Below are 15,360 nucleotides of genomic sequence, written 5' to 3'. Positions count from 1 at the left end.
TGCTCAAATCAGCTTTCCTGTCATTCTGACTGCAAAAGATAAATCGCAAACAAACCTTGATCATCCACCCAGTAGCGGAGAGATTTAAATCCATTCATAGCGGCCATCGAGATAAACTCTTCCGGGGAGTATTTATAGGAGTTCTCAGTATGCAGATACTCACCCTCCTCAAATTTAAACTCATGACCATCCAACCTTAAGGTATGCTTAAGCTTACTGATCAAATGCATCTCAATCCGACCCGCCTCAGTATTGTAAAAGGCTTTATGGGCGAAATTATCTGGATTAAGGTCCGCCTTGAGTTCGTTCTGAACTCGATACAGCAGATTCAGATTGAATTTCGCTGTCAAACCGGCTGCATCATTGTAGGCAGCGTTCAAAACGCCATAATTTTTCTTTGTGTCCACTCCAATCAGAAGCATTCCACCACTACCTACAGTGGTATGTACAAGCCTCAGAAATTTACAGGCCTCTTGTTTATTGAAATTCCCCAGGCTGGAACCGGGAAAAAACAGCAGCCTGGGACCGACAGGCACATTCTCAGGCACCGGCAGGGAGTGGGTATAATCCACACAGGCGGCTCGTATCGAGAGCCACGGATACTCCTCAGCCAGTTCAGTGGCACTGGTTTTCAGATATTCAAAAGAGATATCCATCGGTACAAAGGCACTCGGCTGCAACGCATCCAGTAAAAGCCTCACTTTACTGGCACTTCCTGCTCCAGGTTCGATTAAAACTCTGCCTTGACCTGCCAGATCAGCTATCTCTGCAGCATACTGGTCGAGCATTAGTCGTTCCACAGTCGGCAGGTAGTATTCCGGTTGTTGACAGATCTGGTCAAATAACTCAGAACCCCGTTTATCATAGAAAAACTTGGGAGGAATCGACTTCTGACGCTTCGATAACCCTTGCACTACGGCATCATACAAACTCAGCGACTCAGGTTTATGGTCATGAAAGGTTACATTTTCCATCATCCATCCTCCGCAAGCCGCAAGCCTGTGAACGCCCATCGCTCGTCAAAACACTCATAGTCATCATCATAATCATAATCAGCAAACACGAAGGCTTCGAAGAACCAGGTGACATGGGCAATATGCCACTTTGGCGGACTGGTCTGGACGATTGACTGGGTCTGGGAATCATCGACTGAGAGGGGCAAACAGAGAGCCTCCGTGTCGTTTCGAACACGTCGAAACTCCTCAATCAGCAGCTCTCTGTTGGTTGGTGACGCAAGGCTTATGTCAATTCGGTTGTTTTTCATGTTTCTTAACCCATTTCAGGGTTGATTGACAGAAGATGATGCAGTGCAGTTACAGCTATTTTGGCAGACTCAGAAAATCTGGCAGGCCGACAAACCATAGAGTGTATAAGGATATTGGATTCTGTTTTGTGGCGAGACCATGCACCCACTGCGATGTCCAAGTCTGCGCCTGGATCCCCCCACAATCGGATTCTTAAGCCCGGTATCTCCTCAATGAATCCTATGTGACAACAACAAGAGTCAATAATTCTCAGACTATTGCCGGGCATCCCTGTAAATGCCGGCCATTACCCAATTCGACAAAGGAACCCGACAGCACAGTTGTCTGAATGATCCGATTCTGGCAATGTGAGATTAATTCCCATGGGAACACATCAATGGAAGTTATTAAAACTCTGACAGATGTGGGGCAGCCAAACACCTCCCCACCCTCATCGTCATGCTGAGTCAATTAAAAGCAAAACCGGATTTTATCACGGCCTGGATACGCAACCCGCGACAAGTCGGCGCACTGTTCCCCAGTAGTGGCTGCCTGGCCCAGGCCATGGCCACACAGGTCAGCAGTATGAATGGACTCACTATTGAGCTTGGCGCCGGTACCGGGGCAGTCACCTCGGCACTGCTCAGCCGGGGTCTCAATCCTAAACGTCTTGTGGTGGTAGAGAAAGATCAGATACTGGCCGATAAGCTGATCAGCCAATTCCCCAGCCTCTCCATCCTTGCCGGCGACGCCACCCGACTGCAACAGCTGCTGAAACAGAAGGACCTTGGATTGGCCGATAGTGTGGTATCCAGCCTGCCCCTGTTGAACATGCGCACCCATACCCGGATTCGCGTGCTGACCGCGATATTCAACAGCCTCTCTGATGATGGAAAACTGATTCAATACACCTACTCTCCTGCACCTCCGATCCCCAAACAACTCGCCCGCTCAATGCAGCTGGTCGGTTTTCGTATTGATCGTATCCTATGGAATTTGCCACCCGCCCACGTTTGGGTCTATCAAAGGTTTCGTACACCACTGAACCATACTTGAGCGGCCACCCGGCTTTTCCAACAACCATTCCGCATCCAGGGCCTGTTAACACTAATCCAAAAGGCCCTGATATATTAGGATCAGTCTAGACAAGTTCGGTGATGTAATTGTAAGCGAATATGTTCAATGAGCAGTGATGAATTGCGTCAAGTATTCTATACCAACCTTGCCTCGATACCCGCTGGCCGTTACTGCAGTTACGGGGATATGGCCTCACTCTGCGGTGTCCATGTACGTCAGGTTCTTGCCTGGTTGAGAACCCTGCCTGCAGACAGCAATCTACCCTGGTATCGATTGATTACAGGCCAACGGAAGATCGCTGATTACCCCGGCAACCAAAGACAGTATCGATTACTCTCGGATGAGGGCCTGATTCCTGAATCCAATGGCAAGTATCCAACCGCCTACAGGTGGCCGGATCACTCTGTTTGAAGACCCCAGTTCAACCAGGTGGTTCGTTACCAGAGATAGATTCGAACCCGGCTTCCGACAACTGCTCCGGAAAATCCACATCCAGCAGAATTCCACGATCATCCACTGGCAGCAACTCCAGATCGCCGGGGTAATCGATGAGCAACTGTTTGGCCCCATGATCCCCGCTCAAGTCAACCAGCCGCTCTCCCCAACGGGTCGCAAAACCAACCGGATGCCCCCGTTCACCCTTATGCATCGGTGCAACGATGGAAGCTCCCTGCTCCAGCCGCTCAGCCACTTGCGCAATGGTTTGTGGTTTTATCCAAGGCATATCACCCAGTGCAACCAGCCAGCCTCCTGCATCGAGAGAGGCAGTGACTGCCATGGCCAGGCTCTCACCCATTCCAGACGCCAGCTGTTGATTCTCCACCACCCGATAGCCCATCTCAGACAGAGCTGCGGACAACTCGGTATCATTCGGACGAACAACCGCCACACCTCGGGGAACGGCAGTCAATAGATGTCGCGCAGCCATCACCCCCATCGACTCACCACCAGCCATGGGTTGTAACAACTTATTGGCGCCAAACCGACTGCTACTGCCGGCTGCCAACAGAACCCCGATCGGAGGTGACATGCTCAACCTCCTGCCAGACTGGCCGCACCAACACGATTGCGTACAGCAGTGATTTGCGCCAGGATCGAGAGAGCAATCTCAGCGGGACGCTTACTGCCGATTGCCAGGCCAGCCGGCGCGTGAATCCGGGCAATCTGATCGGCACTGTGACCGATTTCCGTCAGCCGCCCACGACGTTTTTCCGCACTGCGCCGGGATCCCAGCGCGCCGATATAGAACAGAGCACGCTCGAGTGCGGCAGTCAGTCCCAGATCGTCCTGCCGGGGATCATGGGCCAGAGTCACGACGGCTGTCCGGGCGACATCCTTCAATCTCCGCACTTCGTCATCCGGCATCCGCTTTGAATAGTGAACACCCACTAACGGATTTTGATCGATAAACTCAGCGCGTGGATCGCAGATCGTCACCCGATAATCGAGGCTGATCGCCATTTGGGCAAGATGGCGTGCGATCTGACCGTTACCGATCAACAACAGCTGCCAGGCGGGGCCGAATACCTTGGTTACCGATTCCCTGGTCACGTCGAACTCTACGCCGGCACCACCGGTCTGCAGAGTGACCTCACCGCTTTCCAATACCACCCGGCGAGCGGTCAGCTGGCCATTATCCATCAGATCCAACAGAGGTTTCAGATTATCGACCGAGCTGAGTAATTCGACCATCAGCTCCAAGCGACCGCCGCAGGGCAGACCCAATCGCTCCGCTTCAGCTTCTTCAACGCCGAAATCGACCAGTGACGGACGCTCTCCCCCCAGCTCTCCTTTCCGGTGGCTCGCTGCCAGGGTCTCTTCCACACAGCCACCGGAAACAGAGCCGACGGTGTGACCGGATCCATGGATAGCCAGCAGGGCGCCAGGAGGCCTTGGTGATGAGCCCCAGGTTTTCAGCACGGTGACCAGCGCCACTCTTACCCCGTCGCCCAACCACCCGGTTGCTGTACGAATCACCTCAAGGTCATCGGAGACCAGACCGGATGTGTCAGGGTGACCCATCAGCCCAGCCGCAGCGGCAGCTGACGCAGTCGCTTCCCGGTTGCCGCGTAGACAGCATTCGCCACCGCCGGTGCAATCACCGGTGTTGCCGGTTCACCTACCCCGGTGGGAGCTTCAGCCGATGCAACAATATGCACTTCAACTTCCGGCATCTGATCGATTCTCAAGATCCGATAGTCAGTGAAATTGGACTGTTCGATCCGACCCTCTCTGAAGGTCAGCTCACTGAACAGGGTCGCTGACAGGCCGAACCCCATACCCCCCTCCATCTGGGCCACAATCACATCCGGGTTGACCGCCACGCCACAATCCACGGCGATCACCACCCGATCCACACTGATCACACTGCGGCGTACCGAAACCTCGACCACTTGAGCCACATAGGAGTTGAACGACTCATGCACGGCGATCCCCTGTCCCCGGTTGCGCCCCATGGGTTCACCCCAACCGGCCTTTTCCGCAGCCAGATTCAATACACCAAGATGTCGCGGATGGTTACGCAGCAGTTTGCGTCGATAGGCCAGGGGATCCTGCCCCGCCTTGACCGCCAACTCATCGATGAAACACTCCACCGCGAAGGCGGTGTGGGTGGAACCCACGGAGCGCCACCAGAGTACCGGTACAGGCAGTTCGGGTGAGTGCAGATCGACCTGGATATGTTTGATCTCATAGGGCAGATTCGCCGCCCCCTCCACCGAGGTCATATCGACACCATCCTTCACCATGACCGATTCGAAAGGGGTGCCTTTGAGGATCGACTGACCCACGATACGCTGCTCCCAGACATGGGGCTCACCCTGACCATTCAGGGCAGCACGCATTCGGTGCAGATAGAGCGGACGGTAGTAACCCCCATGGGTATCATCCTCCCGGGTCCAGACCATTTTCAGCGGGGTGCCCGGTTTCAGTGCCTTTGCGATATGCACAGTCTCCAGCAGATAGTCCGCTGCCGGATTGGCCCGACGACCGAAGGAGCCTCCCGCATAGAGCATGTTGATATGCACCTGGTGTGGTTCGAGGCCCAACAGACCGGCAATCTGATGCTGGTCACTGGTCTGCATCTGCTCCCCATTCCACACCTCGCAACCCGCTTCGTCGATGCGCACCACGCAATTCATCGGCTCCATCGCAGAGTGGGAGAGAAACGGCACACTGTACTCCGCCTCGATGGCGTCGTCAGTCGATGCCATCGCTGTAGCAGCACTCCCCTCTGTTCGGGCTGTCAGTCCCGGTTTCTCTGCGAGCTGTCGGTAGTCATCCAGTATCTGTGCAGAACTCTTGCGAAAGGCTTTCGACTCATCCCAGCTTACAGAGAGCGCATCCCGACCCAGCTTTGCCTGCCAGAAATCATCAGCAACCACTGCCACTCCAGATGGAATCCGGATCACCTCTCTGACACCCTTCACGGCCAGAGCGTCCTTACTGTCGATTTTCGACACCGTCGCCCCAAACCGGGGAGGATGTAATACCACCGCAGTCAGCATGCCAGGCAGTTTCACATCCTGAGTGAAGATGGCCTGACCATTGATCTTCTCCGGACTGTCCTTACGGGGAATACGCTGACCGATCAAGGTGAACGATTTGGGATCCTTAAGCGTCACCGACTCGGGTACAGGCTGCTCAGCCGCCAGCTCCGCCAACTCGCCGAAACCGGATTGCCGTCCACTCGGAGCATGGCGTATCACACCGGACTTGACCGTGATCTCACCCACTTCCACCTGCCACTGTTTGGCGGCGGCCTGAACCAGCATCTGCCTGGCGGCAGCTCCGGCCTTTCTCATCTGTTTCCAGGAGTTGGCGATGGCCGTACTGCCACCGGTACCCTGGGCCTTGCCCCAAAAGAGGTTGTTGTAGCGACCGGCATCCGCAGGCGCACCTTCCACTCTGACCCTCTCCCAGTCCGCATCCAGCTCTTCCGCCACCAGGGTTGCCATGCCGGTATAGGTACCCTGCCCCATCTCCAGGTGTTTTGAGATGACGGTGACAATGCCATTAGCATCGATACGCAGAAAGGCGTTGGGCGAAAAATCCCCTGCGGTCTCTGGTGCTTGGCCCGCAATTCCCGGCCCAGCTTCCCGCTGTTCGGCAACCACCATTGGGATAATGCCCAGCGTCAAACCGGCCAGCGACACCGCACTCCCGGCGACAAAACGACGACGACTGAGATTGACGATTTGATCGGTTTTCATGACTGCACCCCGTTAAGCTTATCCGCAGCCACTTTGATTGCCTGACGAATCCGCGCGTAGGTTGCACAGCGACAGAGGTTACCCTGCATGGCCTGGTCGATATCCGCATCGGTCGGTTTACGGTTGCGCTGCAGTAGCGAGGCGGCGGACATGATCTGTCCAGACTGACAGTAACCACACTGCACCACCTCCAGCTCTCTCCATGCCGCCTGTACCGCCTGACCGGCCGGGCTGGAGAGCCCTTCGATGGTGGTCACCTCTTTACCCACCGCATCGGATACCGGTGTGATGCAGGCGCGAACCGGCGCCCCATCGAGATAGACCGTACAACTGCCACATTGGGCAATGCCGCAACTGTACTTGGTGCCTGTCAGGCCGACATGATCCCGGATCGCCCAGAGCAGTGGGGTCTGAGGGTCAAGATCCAGAGCGTGACGCTTTCCGTTAATCGACAGATTCAACACATCAACCTCCTCGTTGTAATGCCAGCCGCTGAAGCAAACAGGCATGGCATACTTCTGATGTTTAATATTTTTTATGAGAGCTCTGACAAATCCTTTATACCGGCTGGTGCCGAAATGGTAATAAAGAAAATTAATCAGAGATGCCGAATTTCAAAGGAAATCAAGAGTACGCCATTTTGAAAGCCACAATTGCTTCGAGTTCCCAAGCCAAATAATTCCATCCTGTTCCGCAAATGATAGTCGATTCAGCGCCTATATGAGGCACTGAGAGTGTTTTAAACAGGGTTGAACAAACACACATTAATTATCGTTATTGGTTTGCTACAGTTGATTGACTTAGGGATGACAGGTTCAGGGCAGAACAGAGATAGAGTTACATAACGATCAAAAGCGACCATTCGGGTAGATCCACACAACCCTTATCCCACCAAGCAGAGCTCTCCCATCTGGCAGTACGCTTCCACACCGATCACTGACACATTGGCTCTGAATGTGAACAAATCACCTACCTGCTTGGTATTTTTCCACAGCCAATGCATGTCCGGTTTCTGTAGCTTATCACCCAGTTCGATCAGGGATCGTTCTTCAAGGGAGCATCCAGGCAGTTAACGGATCATCCAGTTCTTTCTTACACGATTTAATTAATAAGGATCATACACATGGATATTGTAAAAAAATCCAATAAAGCGGTAACGATCGCATTGTGCTGTTCAGCGATTGGCCTGCAGGGGCATGCATTCGCCAAGGATCTACCGGTCTATCACGTAATCGATAATGGCCTGTCGGAAAATCAAGCCTATCAACTGTCGAAGCTGCTTGACACCAATCCGGATGGCATCGATTTCGAGACGGTACAACGAACCGGTGAACTCAACTATATCGATTTGAAAAATCACCAGTACATCCCAACCCGGATTGCCGGTCGGGGTGAGGCGGACGAAGAGAAGCGATCAACCACCATTGAGCAGATCGATTTTGATGCTCTGTCAATGATCCAGCCGGTCGAAGAGGATCTGGTTCTGCATCAGTTGGAAGGCTCATTGGATGAGATTGGTCTGTTGCCACAGGTCTACAAACCGATCTTGCGTCATACCCAGTTCGAGGCGGTGGATATCGATGGCAACAACCTGGCCCATCAGATGATCGATACCAAGGTGGACCTGCAACTCTATGCCGGCGACATTCCACTGATCGGACCCGGTGCAAAAATCTCCACAACCGTAGGCAGTGAAGGCACCACCACCCAGCTCCATTTCGCCAACCGCTCGCTGGAACAGGGTGAACTGGTGCCAGTCATCGATCACACGGCTGCCAAACTTCAATGTCGTGAGAAGCTTCTGAATGGCGAACAGAGTAAAGCCTTCGAAAAGCTCAATATCACCACTCAACTGGTCTACTTTGCACCCAGCCTGGAAATGACTTCGGTGAAGACCATCCAGCCACACTATGATTGCGGTGGAACGGCAGTCGTGGAGGGTGAGATCGTCAATCTTCTGCATCAACTGATCCCTGCGATTGACAGTAGCGAATATGTTCCGGAAGTGACGCTCGACAGCTGGTTTGAAGGCAAAACAGTCAATGCGAAAGTCGATATCAATGGTGGCATGCCCCCCTACCAGATCGATTGGAACGCCACTCGTGCACAACTTCAGGACAGGAGCGGTTCAACGATCTCTTTTTATCCCCAACAGCGTGACGGGATCAGCGAAGAGCGCGTCAGTGTCACAGTGACCGATGCCAATGGTATTCAGCGTATCGTCACTGCCAAGCTGCCTGTCGGCCGGGTCTCACAACATAACGAGTCCGCGATCGGTCGCTTCTTCAGCAATGCCGTCACAGCCATGCTCGAGAGATTGATCCCGGCGGTGGAAGCGATTGGCGGCATTACCGATTACGGCACTGAAAATGCGGTGACCAATGAGTTCGGCGATCTTGAACAGGGCTTTATCGATCGCATGCAGAGTGCGGGTGTCACTGAGCGCTTCAGCTGGTCGGGAACCCTGGCCTGGGAGCAGGATTTCAAAGCCAGCCAAGACAGCAACTGGATCGACAATACCGATATGACCTTCTATGTCGGCCACGGTTACGGTGGTGGCTTTACCTTTGAAGACAGCACTCATGATGACGGCACCCTGGATCATAATGACGCCACAGGTGACTGGGGTGACAAGGATCTTGAGTGGCTGGCACTGCTCTCCTGTCAGGTACTCAAGGACGAGTGGAGCGGCATGTCACGCTTCGACCGCTGGAAGCAGGAGTTCGATGGTCTTCATCTGCTGCTCGGCTTCCACACCAATGCCTATGCCTGGAACAGCTTCTCCGGTGAGTTCGCGGACAATATGCTGAAAAGCAGCCCGATGACAGTGAAAACAGCCTGGTTCGAGGCAACCGATACCAACCAGCCATCCGGTGTCGTTCCGGTGGTAATGGGTGTACTGGGTAACAACGGCACGTCGAATATGAACGACTACTTCTGGGGTAAGGGGTCCGTCGGCCCGGATATCCGGGACGGGGACATCATCGGCTACTGGAGTATCAAAATCCTGTAAAACAACTCAGGATCATTGCATAAAGCGAACCCGATTCAGTCAGCTGAATCGGGTTTTTTCGTTTCACAAGGCTCTGACTGTTTGCTCGGGCCGCCTGATGAAACCAACTAAACTGCATATGCCATTCATGTTCATTTACTAGCGCCTGTTAACACTAATCCTATAGGCCCTGACAGGCCATAAGACAAAACAGTCCCAAGCGAGATTTTCCACCCGGTTTATTGTTATAAACTCTCACCATGAGTGAACGCCTGATCATGCATATCGATCTGGATGCCTTCTTTGCCTCGATTGAGCAACGGGACCATCCGGAATACCAGGGCCGTCCCCTGGTGGTTGGCGCGAAACCCGGCAGACGGGGTGTTGTGGCAACCTGCTCCTATGAGGCCAGACGTTACGGTGTACGCTCAGCCATGCCGATCAGCGAGGCTGCCAGACGACTGCCGCAGGAAGCCGTCTACCTGCGTCCCGATATCAACCGCTATGGCGAGGTTTCCCAACAGATCATGACTGCCCTGCAGAGCCTGTCACCGGTGGTGGAGAAGGTCTCTGTGGATGAGGCCTTTCTCGATATCACCGGTATGGAGCGTCTGATCGGTGATGCCGAGTCGATCGGCCGGCAGGCAAAACAGCTAATCCATGATCAGGTTGGCTTGACCGCTTCCGTGGGTATCGGGCCAAACCGTCTGATTGCAAAACTCGCTTCGGACTATCAGAAACCGGATGGATTGACTGTGGTCACAGCAGATCAGGTCGAGGCATTTCTCAATCCCCTGCCACTGACGCTTCTGCGTGGCCTCGGCACCAAGAGTGCACCCATTCTGCAGCGCCTGGGGCTTAGCACGGTTGCCGATGTACGTCGACTCTCCCTGCTGGAGCTGCGCCGCCAGCTGGGCAATCTAGCGGGCACCAGTATCTATCAACAGGCCCGCGGCATCGCCTCAGACAGGCTTGATGATCAGTCGACACGCAAGTCGATCTCCAAGGAGACTACCTTTGACCAGGACATCACCGACCCGGCAATCCTGCGGGAGAGTCTCCACTGGTCGGCCCAGGAGGTGGGATATGTGGCCCGTCAGGAGCATCGCAAGGGGAGCCTGGTGACTCTGAAAATCCGTTTTCGCGGATTCGACACCCATACCCGTAGCCGCAGCTTGAACACCCCGACTTCTGCGGATCAGGAGATATTCAATGCTGCCTGGGAGCTTTACCGGAGTGAATCCTGGGATGATCAGCCGGTGCGGCTGATCGGTCTTGGTATCAGTGGCTGGGATGGCGCCGTCGATGAACTGCAGAGGCAACCGGATCTGTTTGGTGATCCAGCACTGCAGACCGATGCGAGGCAGGACCGACTCTATCAAACCCTGGATGAGGTGAGTGGGAAATTCGGCAAACACGCCATACGCCTGGGCAGCAAACGGGGCGACTCCAAAACCGAATCAGAGTCTGAGTAACATTCCGAAAGTCGACTATTCACTCAGCGGATTGAGCCTGAAATCGAGTTGCGTCGATAGCTTGCCAGTGAACCAGCCACTCCACTTGAACCGGCCATTCATGGATTGTCGATCAACCCCCCCTTCGGGCAAAGGCTGCTGACCGCTCAGCTCGATACGCTCCGCTGGATAACGAACCTCCAGACTGAGTTGCATGGGATAGTAGCCATCCAGAAAGCGGCGCATGTAAGGACCATTGCGCAACTGGTAGAGCCCCTCTCCCAGGTTGTGCAACGCCCTGCTTTGCGCACTCAGACAGATCTCTGCGGATCGCTTGATATCACTGAGATCCAGCTTGTGCCCGAGCACCTCGGCATGGCCGATATTGCTTAATGAGACGATGCGGATGTCACGGATGCGTTGCGGGTGATAGACGATCTCCAGGCGGGGCACCGGATCGAGATGGTGGTGACATTGAGAGAGTTCGACCCAGCCATCCTGCAGGCTAGACCGGGTAATGGTAATCTGATTCTGATGATGGTGGACCGGCTTCTCAGGTGGCTGAGAGAGAAACTCAAGCACCCCTTCATTGACTTCGATCTGTGGTTCCTCCCAGAAATCCTCCTCGTCTGTCAGGGTTTTGCCATGGGCGTTGAATACCATCACCAATGCCAACAGGCCACCTATCGAATCGCCAGCTAATACTCTGATTAAACAGTTGCCGCGCATGCTCAGGTCTCCCACGGATCAGACTTCGATAATCTCACACACAATCAAGCTGCCGTATAAACAGCCTACCCATTTCAACACGGCACCTTGATAGGTCATGCTCAGCCGAAGCGTGCCGGATTAATAATTACCACGCATCTTGCCATAGCTTCCCTGATGTCCCTCGGCCTGCAGTAACTATAATTCAAATAATCCACCATCGGTGAACACCAACAGAGAGGTATCCGCCATGGCATACCAGAACTCCAATCCGACCGACCAGCCGCCTGATCAAATGGCTGAAAAAATTCTCGACTACGCAGTACGATTGGCTGAACAGAGCTCCTGGGAGTCGATCCGCCTGCACCAGGTCGCCGAAGAGATGGGGATCAACCTGCAAACCGTTCAAGGTTACTTCCGACAGAAAGATGACCTTGTGGAAGCCTGGTACGACCGTGCCGACCGGGCAATGCTGGCCGATGCAGCAAAGGAGGATTATCAGTGGCTCACCCCGAGAGAGCGTATCCATCGATCGATCTTCTGCTGGCTCACGTCGATGCAGAATCAACGAAAAGTGAGCCGGGAAATGCTTGGCTACAAGTTTGAACTGGGCCATCTCCACCTGCAGGTGCTCGGTCTGTTGAGAATCAGCCGCACCGTACAATGGTTTCTTGAGGCAGCCCATCGTGACTCGGTAGATCTGAAACGGATCGGTGAAGAGGTGGTTACAACCGGCATCTATCTCAGCACATTCGCACACTGGCTGTTTGACGATTCCAGCGGTGCAGAGAAGACAGCGAAGCTGCTCGACCGACTGCTGCGTCGGGCCGAGTCTTTCACCCTATTGACTGCAGCAGAAAAGGCAAGCCACACACACCGCACATCGGATCCGTCAGAGCAGCAGCAGGAGAACGGTAGCGTCGTCCACTGAGCCCGAACAGCTGCCCAAATGGATACCATCACCCACGCCCTGTTCGGCGCAGTCTGCACTGCCGCCCTGCATCGCGCCCCGTCGGCCGGATCCGACGAGCTCCCCCGACGCATGGCCATCACCGGCCTGGCCGCCGCCTTTCCCGACATCGACTATCTGGGATTCTGGATAGACCCCTTACTGTTTCTCGCCGACTGGCATCGCAGCGCAACCCACTCGCTGTTGCTGATTCCCCTTTGGGCGGCCCTGTTGACCCTCTGCAGCTTACCCTGGCAGTGGGCGCGTAACCATCGGCGAACGATCTATGCTCTCTGCTGCCTGGGCCTGCTCTCCCACCTCCCATTGGACCTCTTGACCCCATTCGGGATTAAACTTTTTTACCCCATTACAACAACCTCTTACAGCCTGGCGATCAGCTTTTTCATCGATGGCTATTTCACTGCAATCATTGTGGTTACTCTGTTTCTGCTGCTTTGGCATCCTCCCCGCAGGGTAGCGCTGAGTGGCCTGCTTATCCTCAGCGGTTACCTGACAGGGCAGTGGCTGCTCAAATCACAAGCCCTGCAGGTGGCAGCACTGCAGTTCCCCCAATCGACCGATCTTCATGCACTGCCGCAACCCTTCTCCCCATTCTACTGGCAACTCATCAAAGCCGAAGAAACACACTATCAGGTCGCCTATCTGAGCCTCACCGCTGAGCATCAGGCCATCATCAAAGCGTACCGGGGCAAACGAAACCTGGCATGGAAAACCCACCATCTGCTCGGTGACCAGACAGCGCAAACACCCCTGATTCAAACCGCCTGGCAACATCATCAGTTGCGCAAGTTCAGGGAGTTCGCCCACTTCCCGGTCCTCTATCGATTGGACCGATATCAGGGTGAAACCTGCATCTGGTTTACCGACCTGCGATACACCCTGCCCTATCTGACGCCACCCTTTCGTTACGGCATGTGCCAGCAACAGCAGCAGTGGAAAATCCATCGTCTGAAACGTTTCACAACGGCTGAGCGCCAACCTCTCTAGGCCATTTCATGACCCGTTCGAGAATTCCGCTATATTTAGAGAGACATTTTGTCTGAAGAAAGCGGACTGTTAACCAGTCTAAGAGACCATAGGTCAATTCTCATGTCGTAATGCTTGGGAATTCCGTCTTGGCGGATTGACCCCAGGTCTCCCAGGGCCTGTTAACACTAATCCAATAGTCCCTAATTATAAAAAACTGCTTAGTAAATATTGATTTGGAGGAGATCAGCATGAACCATGCGGTGATACACCACTATGATGACCAGCCGGTAACCATTGCAGAGGTCAAGGAGATCAATTCGGAACAGCCCTGGAAATGGCTCTCTGCAGGTTGGCAGGATATCAAAACCGCTCCACTCAAAAGTCTTTCCTACGGCCTGGCCATGACTGTCGTCAGTTATCTGCTGATGATGTTGATCATCACCAATGAGTTCTACTTTCTACTGCCTCAGCTACTGGCGGGTTTTTTCCTGGTAGCGCCCCTGTTGGGCATCGGCCTGTATGCCATCAGCCGTCAGATAGAATCGGACAAGACCCCCTCCTTCCAACAGGCGGCAGATTCGATCAAAGATAACTATTTCAACATCTTCAGTATGGGACTGATTCTGGTAGTGGCGTTGATCGCCTGGGTAACCCTGGCTCATCTGATCATCGCACTGACCTTCACCGGCATCACCCCATCCACCTGGCAGGGCTTTCTGGTCACCCTGTTCGGCACCTGGAACGGCTTTCAACTGCTGGTCGCCGGTACCGTCAGCGGTGCAGTCATCGCCTTCATGATCTTCAGTATCAGCGCCATCAGCGTACCCATGCTGATTGACCGCAACTGCAATGCGTTTGATGCAATCCAGACCAGCTGGAGCGCAATGCGTCACAACCGTATGCAGCTACTGCTCTGGGGGGGTATTCTGGTTGCCATCATCATTGCCGGATTCCTGACCATGTTCGTCGGCCTGATCATCGGATTTCCGTTGGCAGCCCATGCCACATGGCATGCCTACAGAGATCTGGTTGTGAAACAGGCTTCTGTCTAGTCGCCGGAAGGGGTATATAAGAAACTCAGTCTAAAAACAGGGTACGATCCCGCTACGGAGATAGCAGAATCGTACCCTGATCAGCGGTAACTGACCGCCATCAGACACCCGTCACTTCGTGCAGTTTGCCGGTTTTACAGTCATAAAGGTAACCATGCACCGGAATATCGTCAGGCACCAGCGGGTGGTGCTTAATTCGCTGAACGTCTTCGATCACACTCTTCTTGTTATCAGCGATTGTCATCCAGTTGATATAGCGACCCTCGGTCGATCCTGGGCCTTTGCCTGTATCGTGCCAACCTGTCTCATCCACTGTGGCGGTTTCCAGGCTGCTCGACAGCAGGTCCGCCATGATCTCATTACTGAATGTCTCCATGCCACAATCGGTATGGTGAATCACAAACCACTCATGAGTGCCCAGTAACTTATGAGAGATCACCAGTGAACGGATCGCATCGTCGCTGGCACGCCCACCCGCATTGCGGATCACATGGGCATCGCCTTCTGAAAGACCGGCGAATTTTGCGGGGTCCAGTCTGGCATCCATACAGGTTAAAATGGCAAAGCGACGTCCCGGAGGCATCGGTAACTTCCCTCTATTGCCAAACTCAGCGGCGTAGTCTTTATTCGCCGCCAATACTTCATCATTAATCTGACTCATGACACTCCTCCTCATATTGTTC

15 protein-coding genes are annotated in these 15,360 nt (G+C 54.0%); 7 read left to right on the top strand and 8 right to left on the bottom strand.

Going from position 1 to position 15,360, the window contains the following annotated elements; genetic code table 11:
* Nucleotides 1-20 precede the first annotated feature (20 nt).
* Together egtD and A3193_RS01620 are read right to left on the bottom strand one after the other, a co-directional pair.
* Nucleotides 21-977 carry an L-histidine N(alpha)-methyltransferase gene (gene egtD / locus A3193_RS01625; RefSeq protein ID WP_069013873.1) on the bottom strand — a complete coding sequence of 319 codons (957 nt, stop codon included), beginning with the start codon at nucleotides 975-977 and terminating at the stop codon, nucleotides 21-23.
* Nucleotides 974-1,264, bottom strand: coding sequence for a hypothetical protein (locus A3193_RS01620; protein WP_069013872.1), 291 nt, complete (start codon nucleotides 1,262-1,264; stop codon nucleotides 974-976). The genes egtD and A3193_RS01620 overlap by 4 nt, the downstream gene beginning before the upstream one ends.
* Nucleotides 1,265-1,703: 439 nt before the next feature.
* Here A3193_RS01620 and A3193_RS01615 point away from each other — a divergent pair, with 439 nt between their 5' ends.
* Together A3193_RS01615 and A3193_RS01610 are read left to right on the top strand one after the other, a co-directional pair.
* Nucleotides 1,704-2,300, top strand: coding sequence for a class I SAM-dependent methyltransferase (locus A3193_RS01615; protein WP_069013871.1), 597 nt, complete (start codon nucleotides 1,704-1,706; stop codon nucleotides 2,298-2,300).
* 126 nt (nucleotides 2,301-2,426) lie between these two features.
* The gene (locus A3193_RS01610) at nucleotides 2,427-2,732 is read left to right on the top strand and encodes an MGMT family protein (protein ID WP_069004449.1); all 306 of its coding nucleotides are present in this window, start codon (nucleotides 2,427-2,429) and stop codon (nucleotides 2,730-2,732) included.
* Nucleotides 2,733-2,742: 10 nt separating this feature from the next.
* Here A3193_RS01610 and A3193_RS01605 read toward each other — a convergent pair whose 3' ends face one another.
* Genes A3193_RS01605 through A3193_RS01590 form a run of 4 tightly spaced genes read right to left on the bottom strand, consistent with a single transcriptional unit; the run spans nucleotide 2,743 to nucleotide 7,041 of the window.
* Nucleotides 2,743-3,351: a nucleotidyltransferase family protein gene (locus A3193_RS01605; protein WP_069004448.1), complete on the bottom strand. Its 609-nt coding sequence runs from the start codon at nucleotides 3,349-3,351 to the stop codon at nucleotides 2,743-2,745.
* A 2-nt stretch (nucleotides 3,352-3,353) separates the two neighbouring features.
* Entirely contained in the window at nucleotides 3,354-4,343 is a 990-nt protein-coding gene (locus A3193_RS01600) for an XdhC family protein (RefSeq protein WP_235614882.1), read from the bottom strand.
* Entirely contained in the window at nucleotides 4,343-6,532 is a 2,190-nt protein-coding gene (locus tag A3193_RS01595) for a xanthine dehydrogenase family protein molybdopterin-binding subunit (protein ID WP_069013870.1), read from the bottom strand. Before A3193_RS01595 ends, A3193_RS01600 begins: the two co-directional genes overlap by 1 nt.
* Nucleotides 6,529-7,041 (bottom strand): (2Fe-2S)-binding protein, encoded by a 513-nt coding sequence (locus A3193_RS01590; protein ID WP_069013869.1) that lies wholly within the window; start codon nucleotides 7,039-7,041, stop codon nucleotides 6,529-6,531. Before A3193_RS01590 ends, A3193_RS01595 begins: the two co-directional genes overlap by 4 nt.
* A gap of 614 nt (nucleotides 7,042-7,655) precedes the next feature.
* On the opposite strand from A3193_RS01590, the gene A3193_RS01585 reads away from it, so the two are divergent.
* A complete protein-coding gene (locus A3193_RS01585; RefSeq protein WP_069004445.1) occupies nucleotides 7,656-9,545 on the top strand; it encodes a DUF6345 domain-containing protein in 1,890 nt (629 codons plus the stop codon).
* A gap of 239 nt (nucleotides 9,546-9,784) precedes the next feature.
* A complete protein-coding gene (gene dinB / locus A3193_RS01580) occupies nucleotides 9,785-10,999 on the top strand; it encodes a DNA polymerase IV (protein WP_069013868.1) in 1,215 nt (404 codons plus the stop codon).
* A gap of 15 nt (nucleotides 11,000-11,014) precedes the next feature.
* On the opposite strand, the gene A3193_RS01575 is transcribed toward dinB, so the two are convergent.
* Nucleotides 11,015-11,707 carry a hypothetical protein gene (locus A3193_RS01575; protein WP_069004443.1) on the bottom strand — a complete coding sequence of 231 codons (693 nt, stop codon included), beginning with the start codon at nucleotides 11,705-11,707 and terminating at the stop codon, nucleotides 11,015-11,017.
* A 229-nt stretch (nucleotides 11,708-11,936) separates the two neighbouring features.
* Between A3193_RS01575 and A3193_RS01570 the strand changes: the two genes are divergently transcribed.
* The 3 genes from A3193_RS01570 to A3193_RS01560 all read left to right on the top strand — a co-directional run bounded on the left by A3193_RS01570 (nucleotide 11,937) and on the right by A3193_RS01560 (nucleotide 14,677).
* Nucleotides 11,937-12,617, top strand: coding sequence for a TetR/AcrR family transcriptional regulator (locus A3193_RS01570; RefSeq protein WP_069004442.1), 681 nt, complete (start codon nucleotides 11,937-11,939; stop codon nucleotides 12,615-12,617).
* Nucleotides 12,618-12,635: 18 nt separating this feature from the next.
* Complete coding sequence (locus tag A3193_RS01565; RefSeq protein WP_069013866.1) at nucleotides 12,636-13,643, top strand: metal-dependent hydrolase; 1,008 nt, start codon at nucleotides 12,636-12,638, stop codon at nucleotides 13,641-13,643.
* Nucleotides 13,644-13,873: 230 nt separating this feature from the next.
* Nucleotides 13,874-14,677 (top strand): DUF2189 domain-containing protein, encoded by an 804-nt coding sequence (locus tag A3193_RS01560; protein ID WP_069004440.1) that lies wholly within the window; start codon nucleotides 13,874-13,876, stop codon nucleotides 14,675-14,677.
* A gap of 100 nt (nucleotides 14,678-14,777) precedes the next feature.
* Here the strand turns inward: A3193_RS01560 and A3193_RS01555 are convergent, their stop codons facing one another.
* The gene (locus tag A3193_RS01555) at nucleotides 14,778-15,338 is read right to left on the bottom strand and encodes a beta-class carbonic anhydrase (protein WP_069004439.1); all 561 of its coding nucleotides are present in this window, start codon (nucleotides 15,336-15,338) and stop codon (nucleotides 14,778-14,780) included.
* Between the last annotated feature and the right edge of the window lie 22 nt (nucleotides 15,339-15,360).

The sequence above is a fragment of the Candidatus Thiodiazotropha endoloripes genome (assembly GCF_001708965.1).
GTDB classification, from domain to species: domain Bacteria; phylum Pseudomonadota; class Gammaproteobacteria; order Chromatiales; family Chromatiaceae; genus Thiodiazotropha; species Thiodiazotropha endoloripes.
The sequence above is the reverse complement of the archived record's forward strand: the minus strand, read 5'-3'. Positions and strand labels throughout refer to the sequence as shown.

Coding starts and splice junctions, on each gene's coding strand:
- egtD (WP_069013873.1), bottom strand. CDS start 977: ATGATGGAAAATGTAACCTTTCATGACCATAAACCTGAGTCGCTGAGT.
- A3193_RS01620 (WP_069013872.1), bottom strand. CDS start 1,264: ATGAAAAACAACCGAATTGACATAAGCCTTGCGTCACCAACCAACAGA.
- A3193_RS01615 (WP_069013871.1), top strand. CDS start 1,704: ATGCTGAGTCAATTAAAAGCAAAACCGGATTTTATCACGGCCTGGATA.
- A3193_RS01610 (WP_069004449.1), top strand. CDS start 2,427: ATGAGCAGTGATGAATTGCGTCAAGTATTCTATACCAACCTTGCCTCG.
- A3193_RS01605 (WP_069004448.1), bottom strand. CDS start 3,351: ATGTCACCTCCGATCGGGGTTCTGTTGGCAGCCGGCAGTAGCAGTCGG.
- A3193_RS01600 (WP_235614882.1), bottom strand. CDS start 4,343: ATGGGTCACCCTGACACATCCGGTCTGGTCTCCGATGACCTTGAGGTG.
- A3193_RS01595 (WP_069013870.1), bottom strand. CDS start 6,532: ATGAAAACCGATCAAATCGTCAATCTCAGTCGTCGTCGTTTTGTCGCC.
- A3193_RS01590 (WP_069013869.1), bottom strand. CDS start 7,041: ATGCCTGTTTGCTTCAGCGGCTGGCATTACAACGAGGAGGTTGATGTG.
- A3193_RS01585 (WP_069004445.1), top strand. CDS start 7,656: ATGGATATTGTAAAAAAATCCAATAAAGCGGTAACGATCGCATTGTGC.
- dinB (WP_069013868.1), top strand. CDS start 9,785: ATGAGTGAACGCCTGATCATGCATATCGATCTGGATGCCTTCTTTGCC.
- A3193_RS01575 (WP_069004443.1), bottom strand. CDS start 11,707: ATGCGCGGCAACTGTTTAATCAGAGTATTAGCTGGCGATTCGATAGGT.
- A3193_RS01570 (WP_069004442.1), top strand. CDS start 11,937: ATGGCATACCAGAACTCCAATCCGACCGACCAGCCGCCTGATCAAATG.
- A3193_RS01565 (WP_069013866.1), top strand. CDS start 12,636: ATGGATACCATCACCCACGCCCTGTTCGGCGCAGTCTGCACTGCCGCC.
- A3193_RS01560 (WP_069004440.1), top strand. CDS start 13,874: ATGAACCATGCGGTGATACACCACTATGATGACCAGCCGGTAACCATT.
- A3193_RS01555 (WP_069004439.1), bottom strand. CDS start 15,338: ATGAGTCAGATTAATGATGAAGTATTGGCGGCGAATAAAGACTACGCC.